Below are 18,637 nucleotides of genomic sequence, written 5' to 3'. Positions count from 1 at the left end.
AGATGAAGAAGGGAAATTTTGAATCATGGGTAAATATTTTGGAACAGATGGCGTTCGAGGGATCGCCAATAAAGAGTTAACACCAGAATTAGCATTTAAGTTAGGAAGATATGGGGGCTATGTCTTAAGTCAACATGAAGAACGGGAATCACGACCTCGTGTCTTAGTTGGACGGGATACACGTATCTCTGGCGAAATGTTAGAATCTGCTTTGATTGCAGGTTTACTGTCTGTAGGTATTGAAGTATTTCAATTAGGTGTAATTTCAACTCCAGGAGTTGCTTACTTGACTAAATTGCAAAAAGCTTCGGCTGGGATTATGATTTCAGCATCTCATAATCCTGCAGAGGATAATGGCATCAAGTTCTTCGGTTGTGATGGTTTTAAATTGGTAGATGAACAAGAAGCAGAAATTGAAGCTTTATTAGAAGCAGAAGATGATACATTACCACGCCCATCAGCTGAGGGTTTAGGAACTCTCGATGAATTTCATGAAGGGCTTTTAAAGTATTCGCAATTCTTAGTTCAAACTATTCCTGGTGATTTATCAGGGATGACTGTGTGTATAGATGCAGCTAATGGAGCTACATCAACCAGTGTGAATCGCTTATTTGCAGATTTAGAAACAGATTTTTATACTATGGGAACCTCTCCAAACGGTTTAAATATTAATGATGGAGTAGGCTCTACGCATCCCGATAAACTTGCAGAGTTTGTAATTGAAAAAAAAGCCGATGCAGGTTTGGCCTTTGATGGTGACGGGGACCGAGTAATTGCAGTAGACGAATTGGGTAACATTATTGACGGTGATCAAATTATGTTTATCTGTGCTAAATATTTAGCAGAACGCAAACGCTTGAAGAAAGATACCGTTGTAACAACGGTGATGAGTAACCTTGGTTTCCATAAGGCAGTGGAAGATATCGGTCTTAAAGATGTTATTACCCAAGTAGGTGACCGCTATGTAGTTGAGGAAATGCGTAAAAATGATTACAATCTGGGTGGTGAGCAGTCTGGACATGTATTATTCTTGGATTACAATACTACAGGAGATGGTATGCTGACAGGTATTCAGTTATTAAATATCATGAAGCAAACCGGTAAAAAATTATCTGAACTTGCTGGTGAAGTGACAATCTATCCACAAAAATTAGTGAATATTCGCGTAAGCAATAAATATGGTGCGATGGATGTTCCAGCGATTAAAGCGATCATTGACGAGGCAGAAGCAGAAATGGGAGGACAAGGGCGAATTTTAGTTCGACCTTCTGGTACTGAGCCGTTGCTCCGAATCATGGCTGAAGCTCCTACTCATGAAAAAGTAGAATACTATGTTGAAAAGATTGCTGCAGTAGTACGACAAGAAATTGGATTAGATTAATAGCCAAAAACGGCATTCATGAACTATTGTGAATGCCGTTTTTTTTGCAGTAAAAAAGAAGATCAGCGCACTGATCTTCTTAAGATTATTCATATTACTCAACAGTTACAGATTTAGCTAAGTTTCGTGGTTTATCAACATCATATCCACGTTCTAATGTAGCAAAATAAGCAATTAATTGTCCAGGGATTACTGAAACTAATGGACGCAAGAAGTGATGTACAATTGGTAAAACAATTTGATCGCCTTCTTTGCTTAGTTCTTCTGAAACAATCACAAAAGTGTGAGCGCCGCGACTTTCAACTTCACGAAGATTTCCACGGGTGTGTGCAGCTGTAACTTCATCAGTAATAACCCCAATTACTGGAGTACCTTCTTCAACTAGAGCGATAGTACCATGTTTTAACTCCCCAGCTGCAAAACCTTCTGCTTGAATATAAGAGATTTCCTTTAATTTCAAAGCAGCTTCCATTGCTACATAGTAGTCTTCGCTTCGTCCAATGTAAAAAGCATTTCGAGTTGTGCTTAGGTAATCAATTGCTAGTTGGCTAATTAATTCTTTTTCACTAATCATGGTATCCATAGCGTTTGCAGCAATTCCCAATTCTTTTACAAGATCAAATTCTTGCGCAGCAGTACCATGTTTTGCTTCGCCTACAGCTTTTGCTAATACTGTTAATACAGCAATCTGTGCTGTATATGCTTTTGTAGAAGCCACCGCAATTTCTGGTCCAGCATGTAACAACATAGTATAGCTTGCTTCACGTGAAAGAGTAGAGCCGGCTACATTGGTAATTGTCAATGAAGGATAATTCATTGCATTCGTTTTGACTAAAACTTGTCGACTGTCAGCAGTTTCCCCGCTTTGACTCAAGAAAATAAAGAATGGTTTTTCTGAAAGCAAAGGCATGTTGTAGCCAAATTCACTTGAAAGATGTGCTTCTACAGGAATTTGCGCCAAACTTTCAAGTACTTGTTTGCTAGCTAATCCTGCATGGTAACTTGTGCCACATGCAATGATATAAATTCGATCACTATCCAGCATTTTTTCTAATAATTCATCTTCAATTGTAATATTCCCCGCTTGATCCGTATATTCACTAATAATACGACGCATAGTAGCAGGTTGTTCGTCAATTTCTTTTAACATGTAGTAAGGATAGGTACCTTTTTCCATGTCAGATAAATCGATTTTTGCTTCGTAAGGTGCACGTTCAATTTGATCACCAGCTTGGTTTTCAATTTGGACAGAATCTTTAGCCACGATTACCATTTCACCATCGTTTATTTCAACAAATTGATTGGTCTGTTCTAACATAGCCATTGCATCGCTGCAGACTACATTAAACCCGTCTCCTAATCCAATTAACAATGGACTTTTGTTTTTAGCTACATAGATAATATCACGATCTTCTTTGTCAATTAAACCGAAAGCATATGAGCCATGAATTTCTTGTAATGCTTTGCGGAAAGCTTCTTTCGTTCCTAGCCCTTCTTTAGAAAAATGTTCAACTAAATGAACAGCGATTTCTGTGTCAGTTTCTCCATAAAAGGCATCAGATGACAAAAAGGTTTGTTTCAATTCATCGTAGTTTTCAATAACGCCGTTATGAACTAAAACAAAGCGACCGCTTTCTGAAGTATGAGGGTGAGCGTTTTGTTCGCTAGGCTCCCCGTGAGTTGCCCATCGAGTATGTCCGATTCCGATAGACCCATGCACATCATCAGTAATCTTAGCAGCTAATTTTTTGATACGTCCTTGAGATTTTACTAAATAATCTTCTTGTTCATCAGCTACGAAGATACCTGCCGAATCATATCCGCGATATTCTAGTTTCTCTAACCCTTTTAATAAAATTCCTGCTGCTTGCTCGTTGCCTACGATTCCTACAATTCCACACATAATGATTTTTCCTACTTTCTTTTCATTATCTGCTTCCGTACCACTTGGCTGTTTCTTTGTTTTTTCTTCACAGAAATGTTTTAAAACAACCTGTAGAGTGTGGCATCCCTGAAGCCATCCGCCGAATATTTCGATGAGCTTCTCCCTCGTCGTCTCACTGAGACCTGGCGCTATCGTTATTGGTATAACCAATATTGATTTTTGGTATTGCTAACGGAAACACTGATTAATATATAATAAATCGATGTGTAAGTCAACCGTCATAAATAAAAAATAGAATTGGTCTAATTCAACTGAAGAGAATAGCTAGTTGTTACAGGAATTATTCTATGCAAAATTTTCATATTTACTGTGAATAAGGTAGAATGATAAAAAAGAGGAGGATGATTATGTCACAAGTGGAAATTTTAACTGTCGGACAGTTACGAGAATTCTTGAAGGATTTAGAAAAGCAAACCGAAGTAACGGAGGATACAAAAATCTTTTTAGATACTGGTTGGGATAGTATTCAAGAAATTTCACCAGATGCCTTGAATATAGAAGAAGCTAAATTATTTAAAATCGAGGATCCTTTAAACCATGATGTTTTTGAAGGTTATTCATTGCTAGAAAAAGCAGAAAAAATGAAAGCTAATGGACCAACAGAAAAAGTAATGATCATTCGTAACTTGTATTGATAATCAAGAAAAATAGGAAGTAGGATAAAAATGAATAAACGTCGTTGGGTAGCTGTGGGCATTGCCGTATTTTTAATGATTTTTTCAGCCATTTCATCTACTGTCACAAGAGTACGTGAAACGAACAATAACATGAGTCAAATGAACGAACTGCTTTATGGAAATGGAGAACCTAGAGAAAAAATCATTGAGGCTGGCAACAATTCACAAAAAATTGCTAAACTGACTATTGAAGGTACTATTTTAAATACAGGCACTAATGGATTATTTTCAAGTGCAGGTTATAATCATGAAACATTCATGAAACAGTTAGAGGCGGTAAAAAAAGATCCTGCCATTAGAGGGGTTCTATTAGTGGTGAATACCCCTGGTGGGGCGGTTTACGAGACAGCTGAAATTACCAAAGAACTTAAAACTATCGAAGAAAGCATTCCAGTGTACGTTTCGATGGAGAACCAAGCAGCAAGTGGCGGGTACTATGTTGCAGCAAATGCTGATAAAATCTTTGCTAGTGCAGATACAGTAACTGGTTCGATTGGCGTAATTATGTCTAGTACCAATTATTCTGGGTTGATGGAAAAACTGGGTGTGACTGATACGACTATTAAAAGTGGTGAACTCAAGGACATTGGTTCAAGTTCAAGACCACAGACAGAAAGAGATCGAGAAGTTCTGCAAGCCTATATAGATAGCAGCTATGATCGATTTGTTAAAGTTGTCGCAGAGGGCAGAGACATGGATGAAAATAGAGTCAGAGAGCTGGCTGATGGAAGAATTTATGATGGTGCACAAGCTTTAGAAAACGGATTAATCGATGAAATTGGCTATCCTGTAGATGCTCTACAAGCCTTGAAAGAAGACAAAGATCTATCTGATGCTCAAGTTGTTGAATATACTGATGGCAGTACCGATTTTGTCAATAGCTGGTTAGGTAGTCAACTTGCCGAAATCCAAAACTTAAAACCTTCGCAAGAACAACAACTGACCACTATCATCGAGCAAGTGGGGACTCCACAATCACCTAAAGCAATGTATCTATATGGAGGGGAGTAGAGATGGTAAATAAAGAATTAGGGCGTCCAGCTGTAGCACCCTTAGCAAGTGAAAAAAAGAATTCTTCTGCACCTTTCGGGAGTTTCTCCAAAGATAAAGAGCATCGATATCCTGATTATTTTTATGCGGGGTTCTGGATTCGATTCTTTGCTTATTTAATAGATACATTATGCATAACGGCCATTACAGGAATTGTTATCGGTGTGCCATTCAACTTGTTAGGGTTGGAAAAAGAGGGTGAAATCTTTTCGGTATATGGAATATTATCGCTAGTTATCTATTTAGCTTACTTCATTTTACTGACGAAGTTGAATAGAGGACAAACAATAGGCAAAATGATATTTGGTATTCAAGTGGTTTGTTTTAATGAAGAAGCATTGAGTTGGTCAACTGTGCTGGTTCGTGAGGGAGCTTGTCGTTTTATTTTGAAAAATACGATTTTTTCTTTAGGATATCTAGTATCAATTTTCACGCCCAACAAACAGCACTTAGGGGATTTGTTTACGGAGACTAGCGTTGTTACTCTTAACATGTTAAGGGCTTCAAACTATGAAAGGATTTTAAATTATCATGAATAATATTAATTTTCCTGGTAATTATGACTATTATTTACGAAATGGTCAAAGTGCATTAGAAGAGCATCGTTCCAAGGAAGGTATGGTTTATCTTGAGGAAGCTTATCAGATAAAACAAGAACCGATTGTCAATTGGATGATTGCTACGACCGCATTTGAACTAGGTGATTATGAAAAAAGTTTGTCTTATATAATTGAATTGCCTGACTTCTATATGGAAGAAGAAAATCGGGCTGAATTGTATTTACAAAATCTTTTAATGAGTAAACAATATCTTACTGCTCGGAAACTAATTTGGGAATTACAAAAACAGGGGAAGCTAGATAAAGAAAAAATCCAATCTTTTGATGATCTTATAGAAATGCAGGAAACTTTTTATCAACAAACCCAGAGAAGTATGATAAATGGAGTAAAACAAGAATTAGCTGAACTTGATCAGTTTCCTAATATCTATCAATTACAATTAATTAAAAAAGTTAAGGAACTTCCACAAACTGACCTAATGGAAGTTGCCAATAAGTTAATGGTTAATCCTCGATTATCTCTGCTGGTAAGAAATTTTTTATTTGAAGAATTGGTAAAAATCGGAGTGGGCTCTAAAGTGTCTATATTAACAGTTGACGGAAATATTCGCTCTTTATCACCTGAACAAGTTGGACTCTCAACTTCTAATCAATTCAAAAATGATATTCTAAGTGGCTTAGAAGCGAATCTAGAAAACCAAGATCCAGTTCTGCTGGCTAGTTTGTTAGAAGAGGTTAAAGTTGAGTTAGCGCTTTTGTATCCTTTATACAACCACTATGGGAATAGCCAGTTTTGGATAAATAGCTATCTTTCAGAATACTTAAGTGGGGAATATCCGTTAGATGAGAGTATTGAAGAGGTTAGAAAAAAAATCAAGCAAGAGTTGAATGGATTTTATGAAGAGTAAAGTCGATAGAATCATAGCTTTATATTTACAATTGTCAGTCAGTAGTGTACTATTTAGTAGTATGCAAATTGCAAGTATTTTAATATTCGGAGGGAACAAACTTGACAGCAACTTTTGAAAAAACAAGCACCAATGAAGGTGTATTAACATTCTCAATCGAGCAAGCAGAAATTCAAAAAGGATTGACGACTGCTTTTAACAAAGTGAAAAAAGATTTAACCGTACCTGGTTTTCGCAAGGGCAAAATTTCACGCCAAGTATTTAATCGTATGTACGGTGAAGAAGCTCTTTACGAAGATGCATTGAACGCAGTTTTACCTGAAGCTTACGAGGCAGCTGTTAAAGAAGCGGCGATCGAGCCTGTATCTCAACCTAAAATTGATGTAGATACAATGGAAAAGGGCAAAGACTGGGTAATTAAAGCAGAGATTACTGTAAAACCTGATGTTAAACTAGGCGAATATAAAGACTTAGAAGTTCCTAAACAAACAGTTGAAGTTTCAGAAGAAGATGTAGACAACCGTTTGAAGCGTGATCAAGAAACTCAAGCAGAATTAGTAATTAAAGAAGATGAAGCTGCTGAAGAAGGCGACACTGCAGTAATTGACTTTGAAGGTTTCATAAATGAAGAAGCATTTGAAGGCGGCAAAGGTGAAAACTATTCTCTAGAATTGGGTTCAGGTTCATTTATTCCTGGATTTGAAGAACAAGTAGTTGGTCATAAGGCTGGCGACAATTTTGATGTAACAGTTACTTTCCCTGAAGAATACCAAGCTGATAATTTAGCTGGTAAAGAAGCAATATTCAAAGTAACTGTTCATGAAGTTAAGGCTAAAGAATTACCTGAATTAGACGATGATTTTGCTAAAGACATTGATGATGAAGTTGAAACTTTAGTTGAACTAAAAGAAAAATATCGTAAAGAATTATTGGAACAACGCGAACAAGCGGCAAAAGACGCTAAAGATGAAGCGGCAATCAAACAAGCAGTTGATAATGCTGAAATCGTTGAGCTTCCACACGTGATGGTTCACGACGAAGTACACCGTTCTATGGATGAGTTCCTAAACAATATGCAACGTCAGGGGATCTCACCAGAAATGTACTATCAATTAACTGGTTCGACTGAAGCGGACTTACACACTCAATTTGAAGGCGAAGCTGAAGGTCGTGTTAAAACGAACCTTGTAATGGAAGCAATCGTTGAGGCAGAAAAAATTGAAGCATCAACTGAAGATGTTGAAAAAGAAATCAAGGAATTAGCTGGAATGTACCAAATGCCAGAAGATCAAATTCGTAAAGTGTTGACAGAAGATATGTTAGAACATGATATTAAAATGAAAAAAGCTGTTGAGTTAGTTACTGGCACAGCAATTGAAAAATAATTTTTTTCTTAAAACTTCGGCGATATTAATCGCTGGAGTTTTTTTGTATTATCTTCTCAATGATGCTTAAAATAAAAAATCTGAATTATTACTTTAAATTCGTGCTCTTATTTGCTAAAATAAAGAATAAGATACGTATCAAAGGAGTGAAAGTATGAAAAAAAGAATGTTAGGTTTGAGTTTCATTGCAGTTCTTTGTCTGAACTTAACTACCATTGTTTTTGCTGAAAGTTTTTCAGATACAAATTCAAGTGAACAAACAGCGGAAATGACTGCTGCTGATGAGGGTCCAACTATTCAACCTTCGGGAACAATGGAGTCAACTATTGAAACAGCTGAAAATTTTAATGCAGAGACAACACAGGAAACCACTGTTGAAGAATCGGATCAGTCAGAAGACGCACAGGAACAAGCTGAAAATATAAATCCTTCTGAGATTACAACAGAAGAGGGGACTTTTTATTTGCCTCAAGGTCGATCAGACTTGGCACCATCACTTTTTAGATCAGTAAGAGCAAGCCTTCCTACTGTTCAGGCTTCAGATAATAATACTCCGACAAAAAGTTTTATCGATGTTTCTTCCCACAATGGAACAATTTCGGTAGCGGCTTATCAAAGCATGAAAAACTACGGTGTAACTGGGGTGGTTGTGAAACTTACTGAAGCGACTTCTTATCGTAACCCGTATGCTGCATCGCAGATAAATAATGCTAAAGCTGCGGGACTTAAAGTATCTGCTTATCATTATAGTTGGTTTAAAACAGATGATCAGGCTAGAGCAGAGGCTGACTACTTTGCTTCTTATGCAAATTCTTTAGGGCTTAGCAAAAGTGCACTAATGGTTAATGATATTGAAGAACCGCAGATTTTAGGACAAGGTGATCATAGTGCGAATTCTAAGGCGTTTGCTGCAAGACTAAATCAGCTAGGTTTTGGGAATGTTCGTCACTATGTTGGTCTTCATTGGATTACTTCAGGACGAATTAATACAGGAACTTTAGGAAATAAAAATATTTGGGTGGCTGCTTATCCATACACTTTATCTCAAACTAATTATTACACTCAATACGGTGCTTGGCAATGGAGTTCTCAATTACGATTCCCTAACGTAAATGGAAACTTTGATATTTCTGCAGATTACACTGGGGATTATATTAACGAAGAGCCTACTGCTCCGAGTGGTTATTCAGCAATGTATCGTCTTTATAATCCGGATAATGGTGAACATTTCTACACGGCAAGCGCTAAAGAAAGAGACGATTTAGTAAGAATCAATTGGGGTAAATATGAAGGAATCGGCTGGTACGCTCCTAACTCAGGTGCTAACGTTTATCGTCTTTACAATCCTGGACTGAGAGACCATCACTATACAATGAGTTGGGATGAAGTAACTTGGCTGACGAAAAATTATGGTTGGAATTATGAAGGGGTTTCTTGGAAATCTGATACTTCAGACAAGACGAAGGTTTATCGATTATTCCATCCTTATATGACTAGCGGTTCACACCACTATACGATGAGTTGGGATGAAGTAACTTGGTTAACCAAAAACCACGGTTGGAAATATGAAGGAATTGCTTGGTACGGTCAGTAATAGAAACTCAATTAGAAGTTCCAAAATTGGAACTTCTTTTTTTGTTTAAAAAACGTCTAAATTCGTTTGCTATCTTTGTCTTTTTCAATGAATATGTTATTATAGATAAAGACTGCAAACGTGGAAACACTTGTAGGAAAAGAATCAAGAGGTGAAAGCCATGTATGAGAGCACTGGCGCAGGGGAAACAGTTCGCTGTTCTTTTTGCGGAAAGACCCAAGAAGAAGTCAAAAAGATAGTTGCTGGACCTGGTGTTTACATTTGTAATGAATGTATTGATCTCTGTAAAGAGATTATTGACGAGGAGTTCCACGAAGAGGCAATACGTGAATTTATTGACGTTCCAAAGCCTAAAGAAATCTTGGATGTATTAAATGAATATGTAATTGGTCAGGATCGTGCAAAACGTGCGTTGTCTGTGGCTGTATATAATCATTACAAACGAGTAAATACAGAAGCTGAAGAAGCAGACGAAATTGAATTGCAAAAGAGCAATATATGTTTAATCGGACCAACAGGATCTGGTAAGACATTCTTAGCACAAACATTAGCTCGTACACTAAATGTGCCATTTGCGATTGCGGATGCTACCAGTTTGACAGAAGCTGGATACGTCGGGGAAGATGTTGAAAACATTCTGTTGAAGTTATTACAATCAGCTGATTACAATGTTGAACGTGCCGAAAAGGGTATTATCTATATCGATGAAATCGATAAAATTACTCGTAAAAGCGAGAATGTTTCAATAACTAGAGATGTTTCTGGTGAAGGTGTACAACAAGCGTTGTTGAAAATTCTAGAAGGAACTGTTGCAAGTGTGCCGCCCCAGGGTGGACGCAAGCATCCTCATCAAGAATTTATCCAAATTGACACAACAAATATCCTTTTTATTGTGGGTGGAGCCTTTGATGGCATTGAAACAATCGTTAAAAATCGTCTAGGTGAAAAAACGATTGGATTTGGAACGAACAATAAAAAAATTGATGACAATGCTAGCGTAATGCAGCAAATCATCCCTGAAGACTTATTAAAATTCGGTTTAATCCCAGAATTTATCGGACGATTGCCAGTAACGACGGCTTTAGAGAAATTAACAACTGAGGATTTGATTCGTATTTTGACAGAGCCGAAGAATGCTTTAGTCAAGCAGTATCAGAAACTTCTTGCTTATGATGAAACAGAATTAGAGTTTGAAGAAGGGGCCTTGAAGGCAATTGCGAACAAGGCAATTTCCCGCAATACGGGCGCACGTGGGCTTCGTTCAATCATTGAGGATATTATGATGGACGTAATGTTTGATATTCCTTCTGATGAGACTATCAAAAAAGTTATCATAACAGAAGACTCTGTTGAGGGCACTGGGAAACCAGTGATTGAATATTTAGATGAGAAAAAAGCTGGATAGTAAAAGAGTGAGCCGCAATTTATTGTGGCTCTTTTTTAAAGGAGGAAAAGAATGAAAGTTCATCAGGCGGAAATTGTCATAAGTGCGGTTTCTCCAAAACAGTATCCTGAGACTGACTTTCCTGAAATTGCGTTGGCGGGTCGTTCGAATGTTGGAAAGTCTTCCTTTATCAATACTTTGATTGATCGGAAAAATCTGGCACGTACATCAGGAAAACCTGGGAAAACTCAGACATTGAATTTCTATTTAATCGAAAATTGTCTTCACTTTGTTGATGTACCAGGATATGGTTATGCTAAAGTTTCTAAAACAGAGCGCGCTAAATGGGGCGAAATGATCGAAACTTATATTACATCTCGCAAACAATTAAAAGCTGTAGTTTCGTTGGTAGATATGCGTCACGAACCTAGCAAAGAAGATGTTCAAATGTACGAATTCTTGAAATATTACAAGATTCCAGTAATCTTAGTAGCTACCAAAGCTGATAAAATTCCACGGGGAAAATGGAACAAACATGTAAGTGTAATAAAAAAGGCGCTTGATTTTGATCCAACAGATGATTTTATTATGTTCTCCTCAGAAACTAAAATGGGGAAAGAAGAGGCTTGGCAAGCAATTGAAGCGAAAATAAAAGACAAGCAGGTTTAATTCTGCTCGTCTTTCTTTTTGTCTTTGGGTTTAAGAAACTTTTCAATTTCTTCGTTTGGTTGAATATCTTTGTTTTTGTCGGGATCGACAGCAAATTCTTCAAATAATTTATCAAGATCGTCAGAGCGTTCAAATTTTAGTCCCATTCAATTCACCTCCACTAGGATAGTTTAGCACGAATGTTCAAATTTATAAAAGGGATAAACAATTTTTTATGTATTTTTACGGCAGTGCGGTATAATCATTATATAGATGGGAGTGAAAGTGATGGGAGAACAGCAACTATACAGTGTTAGCCAGCTGCATAAGCTAGATGCCGTTGCAGCCAAAGAAACTATTCATGATTGGTTAGTTATGACACGCCTATTGCTTGAGCCTGAAGAAATGTCGATCAACGGTGTGGAAGAACCCTTTAACTTAGCTAAACTAAAGCAGACAATTGACAATCTAACCGCAACAGATGATAAATGGATTCAAATTAAAAAAGGTACTATGGAATCAACGGTTCATTTTCTGGGCACTACTCTTTTTGAAAAAAGCTTGATCAATGAATCCAACTACAACTATTGGGAGCCAGTATATTTAGATTATTTAGAAAAACGTTTAGAAAAACACGGATTTTTTGCTTATATTCGAGCTTATGATGAGTATTTGTACCATAACACTAGTGAAATCGAGAAGCGTAGACGATTTGAAGATGTGGTAAAAACGCAAACGCTTCCTAAGATGCGCGGGATGAATGGAGAAGTAGTAGTTGATTGCAATAGTTTTCCCGGATATGATGTTTTTCACACAGGCCATTGTTTAACTTCTTGTTGGCGGATGTTTTTTGGAGAACCTTACAAGAAACTCTTTCCTAAACAATTGCTGCTTGAAATACAGCAGGTTGAGTGCGTGCTAGAAATAGGTGAGGGTGTAGCGATTGAACTTTACAAGAATCCTTTTCAGTGGAAAGATGCTGCTAACTTAAAATTTCAGCGACTGTTCAGAGACCAATTAGGGGTTCCACAATTATCTTTTACTAATGGTGTAGGTTTACTGAGCCAGCCTTATATTGAATTTGCTTTTGAAGACACGGTTGTTCAGACTGTTCAGTATCAAAATGAACTGTTTCAACCTGCTGAAAAAAATGAAGCTTCTTATTTTGTGACCCGTACTTACGATTTTATTAATGATCAATATCGTGTACATCGTATGAAAGGGGCACTCAATGCTTTAGCTTATTTTCCTTGGATCGATGATGAAGAAGAAAAAATGATGAACTATCATATACTTTATCCTGAACGTACTTTAGATCAAGGTTTAGCAGCATATGAATATTATATACGTGATGCGATCGAGTTGGAGCTAACTGATAAACGATATTATGATTATACAGCTATTCTAAAATTCTTCATTCCAGAAGGAGCTTTTAAAGATTTCCCAGTAGAAGGTTTAAAAGAAAAATTGACGGACATGACCGTTCGGCAAATCAATCAGGGAAATGATACGATACAACTTTCTTTAGAAAAAGGAAAGAATCAGTTGATGGTTGTTTTTGCTGATCAGCGGACGATTTCCGGAAATGGACAGATAGACATGCTTCAAACATAAAGAGGAGGGGAAGCCGATGAGTCAATTGATGAAGAAAATTGGAGGGACTGCACTAGTTGCTTTACTATTAGTAATAGTGTTGCCTTCTTTCGCAGCAAAAATTTCTTTCGTGATGCTGGTGTTGATTGCTGGTTTTGGTATATATGCAGTTCAACCGAAGCCGCAGCCAGTCAGAGTTAGAAAAAATGATCGTAGAAATTAACAATGAAAAAGACGAAATCAGATCAAAAACCTGATTTCGTCTTTTTATTATGCAACTGGTTTTTTCAACAAACCATAAATAACACCTGAGATAATCGCACCAATAATGATGAACAATAAATACATTACTGGGTTGCTTACTAGCAGTGCTACGAAAATACCACCATGTGGAGCCAATAATTTAATACTGAAAGCACCAACTAAACCACCAGCAACTGCAGAACCAACCACGAAGCTAGGGATAACTCGGATAGGGTCAGCGGCAGCAAATGGAATTGCACCTTCGGTAACAAAGGATAAGCCCATGACAATGTTTGTCAAACCTGCATCTACTTGGCTCTTTTCAAATTTGTTTTTGAATAAACGAGTCGCAACAAAGATTGCCAAAGGAGGAACCATACCACCAGCCATAACTGCGGCCATTACAATTGATCCGCCAGTTGCGACTGTTGTAGCTAGAGTCGCTGTACCAAATACATAAGCTGCTTTGTTAATTGGGCCACCTAAGTCGATTGCCATCATACCACCAAGCAATGCGCCTAAAAGAATCGCATTTGAACCACCTAGACCTGTTAAGAAACCATTCAAGCCATCATTGATTGCTTTCATTGGAATATTAACCAGTAACATCAAGAAGCCAGTAATCATCAATCCAAAGAATGGATAGAATAGAATAGATTTGATTCCATCCAACGATTTTGGCAAGCCACTGAATACTTTACGTAAAAGAACGATTACGTAGCCAGCTAAGAAACCACCGATCAAAGCGCCTAAGAAACCAGCCCCACCTTCATTTGCTAGAAATCCTGCTGCAAAACCTGCAATTAAACCAGGTCGATCTGAAATGCTTGAAGCAATAAAACCTGCTAAAACAGGAAGCATAAAGCCGAATGCTGCGCTACCAATTTGATTAAACATGTGGGCAGCTTGATTGTAATTTCCTAAGTTGGCTAACTCAGAGTTTGGCACACCCATAAATTGATCGATCATGAAGGAAAGGGCGATCATAATTCCGCCGCCGATTACAAATGGCAGCATGTGAGATACACCGTTCATCAAATCTTTGTAGATACGTTGTCCTACTGTACCATTATCACTAGCTTCTTCTTCAGAACTACTTGATCCATCACCATGATAAGTAGGAGCTTTTCCGCTCATTGCAAGTTCGATTAATTCTTCTGGTTTTCTAATTCCGTCGCTAACTGGGCGGTTTACTAGTTTTTTGCCATCAAAACGGTTCATTTCAACTTTTTTATCAGCAGCGATGATGACGCCATCTGCTCGTGCAATTTCTTCGGCAGTTAAGCGATGCTTAATTCCTTCAGAGCCGTTTGTTTCAACTTTGATGTCAACGCCCATTTCTTTCGCTTTTTTCTTTAATGAATCTTCTGCCATGTAAGTATGAGCGATACCAGTAGGGCAAGCAGTTACAGCTACGATATAGCGACGATTGAAGTCTTTAACTTCTGATTCCGCTTCTTCTTGTTTTTCTTCAGCCTCTTTAGCTTTTTCAGCTGAATCAAATAATTGCTGTACTTGATCCGGTGTATTCGCTTGCTTTAACTGAGCAACGAAATCTGGATCGATTAATAAACGAGAAAGTGCTGCTAACGCTTGTAAGTGAGTATCATTTGCGCCTTCTGGAGCTGCAATCATGAAGAATAGGTATGTTGGTTGTCCGTCTAGTGATTCATAGTCAACACCGGTATTGCTTTTAGCAAATAGAACAGTCGCTTCTTTTACTGCACTGTTTTTTGCGTGAGGCATTGCAATACCGTCGCCTAAACCAGTTGAGGTTTGCGCTTCACGGGTTAGAATACCTTCTTTGTAGATAGCGATATCACTGATTCGTCCAGCGTCGTACATTTTTTGGACCATTTCATCAATAGCACCTTTTTTATCGGTTGCTTGCAGGTCCATGATCATGGCATCTTTAATTAATAGATCTTTAATATGCATTTATAATTCCTCCTAAACAATTTTAGTAACTTTGACTTCCGGCAACAATTCATAAATAAATTCTTTAGTAGCTAGATCATCAGAGAAGGTAGTTGCACTACCGCAAGCAACGCCCCATCTGAAGGCTTCCACTGGATCGTGGCTCTTAGTAAAGTTGCCAACAAACCCTGCTATCATAGAATCTCCAGCACCTACGGAGTTTTTAACTGGACGTTTTAACACATTAGACTGGTAGATTCCATCTTTTGTAAACAGTAATGCTCCATCCCCAGCCATTGAAACTAACGCATGCTGGGCACCTTCGTTTAATAATCGGCGACCATAAGGGAAGATGTCTTCAATCGAATTGAACTTTGTATTATATAATTCAGCTAACTCATGATTATTCGGCTTAACTAACAGAGGTTCTTTTGCTAATGAATCCATCAGGTCATCACCAGTTGTATCAATGACAAAGGTTGCCCCTTTATCACGAATGACTTCGATTAACGTTTGGTAAAAGCCAGTTGGAACACTTGCTGGTTTGCTGCCAGATAAGACGACAACATCTTCAGGAGAAATTTTAGACAATTTTTGTTTAAGAGATGCCATATCTTCTTCAGAAATATCAGGCCCTAAACCATTGATTTCAGTTTCTTCGGCTGCTTTCAACTTGATGTTGATCCGCGTGTCATCTTGTATTGCTGTAAAATCAGTTTTAATCGTTTCTTTTTCCATCCATTCTTTAATAAAGTGTCCAGTAAAGCCTCCTAGAAAACCAAGTGCAGTAGATGTATTATCGATTCTTTGTAAAATACGAGAAACATTAATGCCTTTACCTCCAGGTAATTTCAAATCGCTTTTCATGCGATTAATATCTCCAATCGTTAATTGATCCACATGAACAATATAATCAATTGAAGGATTTAATGTTACCGTGTAAATCATACAGTGACCTCCTTAATAGTAGTCAACTCTTTAATCTTGTCATAAATAACCAGCGGACATTTGTCAGTAAGGATGGTGGCAGCTTCTAGATGGTTAACTCGAGAAAAACTGACTTGATTAAATTTACTGTAATCAACTAGTACAAAAGCCTCTTGTGCTTGCTCCATAGCTAAGTGTTTTAAAGACGCTTCTTCAGTATCAGGTGTTGTGAAGCCGTGTTCGATATGGACACCATTCATCCCCATAAAAGCTTTATTAAAGCGATAATTAGCTAACTGTTCCATCGCTTGAGTACCGATTACTGCATCCGTTGTCAATTTGATTCGCCCACCTAAAACAATGGTTCCAATCTCATGTTCGACTAAACGAGCTGCTAAACCAACTGAGTTTGTAACGGCTGTGATTAGTTTTCCCTTTAGAAAAGGAATCATTTCTAAAGTTGTGGTTCCTGCATCTAGATAGATGACATCGCCGTCTGCGACACAATCAGCTGCCAAACGTGCAATCATTTGCTTTTGTTGGACGTTTTTGAACGATTTTTCGACCATGCCTAATTCTTTTTCTAAATATTGCGGTTTTTTTGCACCGCCATGCACACGTTCTAGTAGGCCAGCGTTTTCCAACTCTTGTAAATCCCTGCGAATGGTTGATTCTGAAGCATTTAATAAGGAAATAAGATCTTGAGATTTGAGAATAGAATGCTGATCTAATAAAGTAATGATTTTCTTCCGTCGTTCCTCTGTAAGCATTTTCACCCCTCCTTCAACATGTATATTACCATAATAGTCATCCGTAATCAACCAAAAACAGTCAAAAACATTCAATAACATTTAAAAATGCTATTTAAGACCTTTTAATTCGACTTTTGGTCATTATCTAGTAGAATAAAGATAGAAAATGAGGTGTAAGTATGAAAAACGAAACTATTTTACAAGGATTTGAATGGTATTTACCGGCGGATAGTCAGCACTGGAATCGGTTAGCTGGGAAAGCTGAGGAGTTAAGCAATTTGGGTGTAACAGCAATCTGGATGCCACCTGCTTATAAAGGTTCTGCAGGTGTTGAAGATGTTGGGTATGGGACATATGATTTATATGATTTAGGCGAATTTGATCAAAAAAATACGATTCCTACTAAGTACGGAACTAAAGATGAATATTTACAGTGTATTCAGGTGTTAAAAAGATTCAAAATGAAAGTCTATGCAGATATCGTTTTTGACCACTTCATGGGTGCCGACGAGGAAGAAGCTGTTCAGGCAGTTGCTTATAGCTTTGATGACCGAACAAAACCGATTTCAGATGAAAAAGAAATTAAGGCTTGGACGAAGTTTACTTTTCCAGGTCGTAACGGCAAGTATAATGACTACCAATGGCATTGGCAGAATTTCTCGGGTGTTGATTATGATGCCCGCAATAAGGATCATGCGATTTTTAATTTTGCTGATAAAGGCTGGCAGCCTCAAGTAGATGATGAGAATGGAAATTTTGACTATTTGATGGGGTGTAATTTGGATATGGAAAATCCAGAAACTGTTGAACAGTTGGATCAATGGGGGAAATGGTATCAAGAGCTAACAGGCGTGGATGGTTATCGCTTAGATGCAGTAAAACATATCCGATTCGATTTATTTGTTGATTGGCTACTTCATCGTCGGGAAGAAAAACAAGAAGATCTTTTTGTTGTTGGGGAATATTGGACTGATGAATTAGGTAAGCTACACGAATATCTAGACTCATCGGGTAATCTAATTTCACTTTTTGATGTGCCGCTGCATTTTAATTTGTATCAAGCGTCAAATTCAATGGGCAGCTTTGATATGCGTGAAATTTTTTCTGGGACATTGATTGAAACTCGACCTGATTGGTCAGTAACATTCGTAGACAACCACGATACTCAAAAAGGTCAAAGTCTAGAGTCATGGGTGGAAGGCTGGTTCAAAGGCCATGGTTATGCACTGACTTTATTACGTAACCAAGGAACGCCAGTTGTTTTCTGGGGAGATCTTTATGGTACCAAAAATGTAGAGGCTGTAGGACCAGCATTGAGAACAATGATGAAATTGCGAGAACAATTAACATTTGATAATCAAGCTGATTATTTTGATGACCCCAATATAATTGGTTGGACATGCATGGGAGATTTCGATGAAGCGAACTCAGGAATGGCCGTAATTATGACCAATGCTGGAGGCGGAGAAAAGGAAATGACGGTCAGCGCTATACATCAAGGAGAGACCTTTGTTGATGTTCTAGGAAATAATGAAGCAAAAGTTGTTTTAGATGACAATGGTCAAGGTATATTTCCAGTAAATGACGGACAGGTATCTGTATATATCAATGAAAAGTTAGTTCAACAAATCAAAGAATAAAACAGCTTCTATTTTATAGCGATCTCAAAAGTTA

General features: G+C 37.6%; 17 protein-coding genes. 12 read left to right on the top strand and 5 right to left on the bottom strand.

The annotated features are described in order from the left end of the window. Positions 1 to 25 precede the first annotated feature (25 nt). Positions 26 to 1,381, top strand: a complete 1,356-nt coding sequence (gene glmM / locus IGI42_RS02565; protein ID WP_438714106.1) for a phosphoglucosamine mutase — start codon at positions 26 to 28, stop codon at positions 1,379 to 1,381. A gap of 94 nt (positions 1,382 to 1,475) precedes the next feature. Here the strand turns inward: glmM and glmS are convergent, their stop codons facing one another. After that, complete coding sequence (gene glmS / locus IGI42_RS02560; RefSeq protein WP_438714105.1) at positions 1,476 to 3,284, bottom strand: glutamine--fructose-6-phosphate transaminase (isomerizing); 1,809 nt, start codon at positions 3,282 to 3,284, stop codon at positions 1,476 to 1,478. 389 nt (positions 3,285 to 3,673) lie between these two features. Between glmS and IGI42_RS02555 the strand changes: the two genes are divergently transcribed. From IGI42_RS02555 to yihA, 8 genes are all read left to right on the top strand, one after another. Next, the gene (locus IGI42_RS02555; protein ID WP_438714103.1) at positions 3,674 to 3,961 is read left to right on the top strand and encodes a hypothetical protein; all 288 of its coding nucleotides are present in this window, start codon (positions 3,674 to 3,676) and stop codon (positions 3,959 to 3,961) included. A 30-nt stretch (positions 3,962 to 3,991) separates the two neighbouring features. After that, positions 3,992 to 5,014: a signal peptide peptidase SppA gene (sppA, locus tag IGI42_RS02550; protein ID WP_438714102.1), complete on the top strand. Its 1,023-nt coding sequence runs from the start codon at positions 3,992 to 3,994 to the stop codon at positions 5,012 to 5,014. Between the two features lie 2 nt (positions 5,015 to 5,016). Continuing rightward, positions 5,017 to 5,592 carry an RDD family protein gene (locus IGI42_RS02545; RefSeq protein WP_438714101.1) on the top strand — a complete coding sequence of 192 codons (576 nt, stop codon included), beginning with the start codon at positions 5,017 to 5,019 and terminating at the stop codon, positions 5,590 to 5,592. Beyond that, entirely contained in the window at positions 5,585 to 6,520 is a 936-nt protein-coding gene (locus tag IGI42_RS02540; RefSeq protein WP_438714100.1) for a hypothetical protein, read from the top strand. Before IGI42_RS02545 ends, IGI42_RS02540 begins: the two co-directional genes overlap by 8 nt. Before the next feature lie 101 nt (positions 6,521 to 6,621). Next, positions 6,622 to 7,905 carry a trigger factor gene (gene tig, locus IGI42_RS02535; RefSeq protein ID WP_438714099.1) on the top strand — a complete coding sequence of 428 codons (1,284 nt, stop codon included), beginning with the start codon at positions 6,622 to 6,624 and terminating at the stop codon, positions 7,903 to 7,905. A 154-nt stretch (positions 7,906 to 8,059) separates the two neighbouring features. Next, positions 8,060 to 9,499: a GH25 family lysozyme gene (locus IGI42_RS02530; RefSeq protein ID WP_438714098.1), complete on the top strand. Its 1,440-nt coding sequence runs from the start codon at positions 8,060 to 8,062 to the stop codon at positions 9,497 to 9,499. A 160-nt stretch (positions 9,500 to 9,659) separates the two neighbouring features. Further along, positions 9,660 to 10,904: an ATP-dependent Clp protease ATP-binding subunit ClpX gene (gene clpX, locus IGI42_RS02525; protein ID WP_438714097.1), complete on the top strand. Its 1,245-nt coding sequence runs from the start codon at positions 9,660 to 9,662 to the stop codon at positions 10,902 to 10,904. A 51-nt stretch (positions 10,905 to 10,955) separates the two neighbouring features. Next, positions 10,956 to 11,552: a ribosome biogenesis GTP-binding protein YihA/YsxC gene (yihA, locus tag IGI42_RS02520; RefSeq protein WP_438714096.1), complete on the top strand. Its 597-nt coding sequence runs from the start codon at positions 10,956 to 10,958 to the stop codon at positions 11,550 to 11,552. Here the strand turns inward: yihA and IGI42_RS02515 are convergent. Beyond that, positions 11,549 to 11,698: an SPJ_0845 family protein gene (locus IGI42_RS02515; protein ID WP_438714095.1), complete on the bottom strand. Its 150-nt coding sequence runs from the start codon at positions 11,696 to 11,698 to the stop codon at positions 11,549 to 11,551. The two genes, yihA and IGI42_RS02515, sit on opposite strands and share 4 nt — an antisense overlap. 121 nt (positions 11,699 to 11,819) lie before the next feature. Between IGI42_RS02515 and IGI42_RS02510 the strand changes: the two genes are divergently transcribed. Then, positions 11,820 to 13,145: a hypothetical protein gene (locus tag IGI42_RS02510; protein ID WP_438714094.1), complete on the top strand. Its 1,326-nt coding sequence runs from the start codon at positions 11,820 to 11,822 to the stop codon at positions 13,143 to 13,145. Positions 13,146 to 13,161: 16 nt separating this feature from the next. Then, positions 13,162 to 13,347, top strand: coding sequence for a hypothetical protein (locus IGI42_RS02505; RefSeq protein WP_438714093.1), 186 nt, complete (start codon positions 13,162 to 13,164; stop codon positions 13,345 to 13,347). 47 nt (positions 13,348 to 13,394) lie between these two features. Here the strand turns inward: IGI42_RS02505 and IGI42_RS02500 are convergent, their stop codons facing one another. Genes IGI42_RS02500 through IGI42_RS02490 form a run of 3 tightly spaced genes read right to left on the bottom strand, consistent with a single transcriptional unit; the run spans position 13,395 to position 16,981 of the window. Then, the gene (locus IGI42_RS02500; protein WP_438714092.1) at positions 13,395 to 15,305 is read right to left on the bottom strand and encodes a PTS fructose transporter subunit IIABC; all 1,911 of its coding nucleotides are present in this window, start codon (positions 15,303 to 15,305) and stop codon (positions 13,395 to 13,397) included. 12 nt (positions 15,306 to 15,317) lie between these two features. Beyond that, positions 15,318 to 16,232: a 1-phosphofructokinase gene (pfkB, locus tag IGI42_RS02495; RefSeq protein ID WP_438714090.1), complete on the bottom strand. Its 915-nt coding sequence runs from the start codon at positions 16,230 to 16,232 to the stop codon at positions 15,318 to 15,320. Further along, positions 16,229 to 16,981 carry a DeoR/GlpR family DNA-binding transcription regulator gene (locus tag IGI42_RS02490; RefSeq protein WP_438714088.1) on the bottom strand — a complete coding sequence of 251 codons (753 nt, stop codon included), beginning with the start codon at positions 16,979 to 16,981 and terminating at the stop codon, positions 16,229 to 16,231. Before IGI42_RS02490 ends, pfkB begins: the two co-directional genes overlap by 4 nt. Positions 16,982 to 17,142: 161 nt before the next feature. Here IGI42_RS02490 and IGI42_RS02485 point away from each other — a divergent pair, with 161 nt between their 5' ends. Continuing rightward, positions 17,143 to 18,603 (top strand): alpha-amylase, encoded by a 1,461-nt coding sequence (locus IGI42_RS02485; RefSeq protein ID WP_438714087.1) that lies wholly within the window; start codon positions 17,143 to 17,145, stop codon positions 18,601 to 18,603. Positions 18,604 to 18,637 lie beyond the last annotated feature (34 nt).

It is taken from the genome of Enterococcus sp. AZ109 (assembly GCF_051714625.1).
Taxonomy (GTDB): domain Bacteria; phylum Bacillota; class Bacilli; order Lactobacillales; family Enterococcaceae; genus Enterococcus_A.
This window is presented reverse-complemented; position numbering and strand designations above follow the sequence as displayed.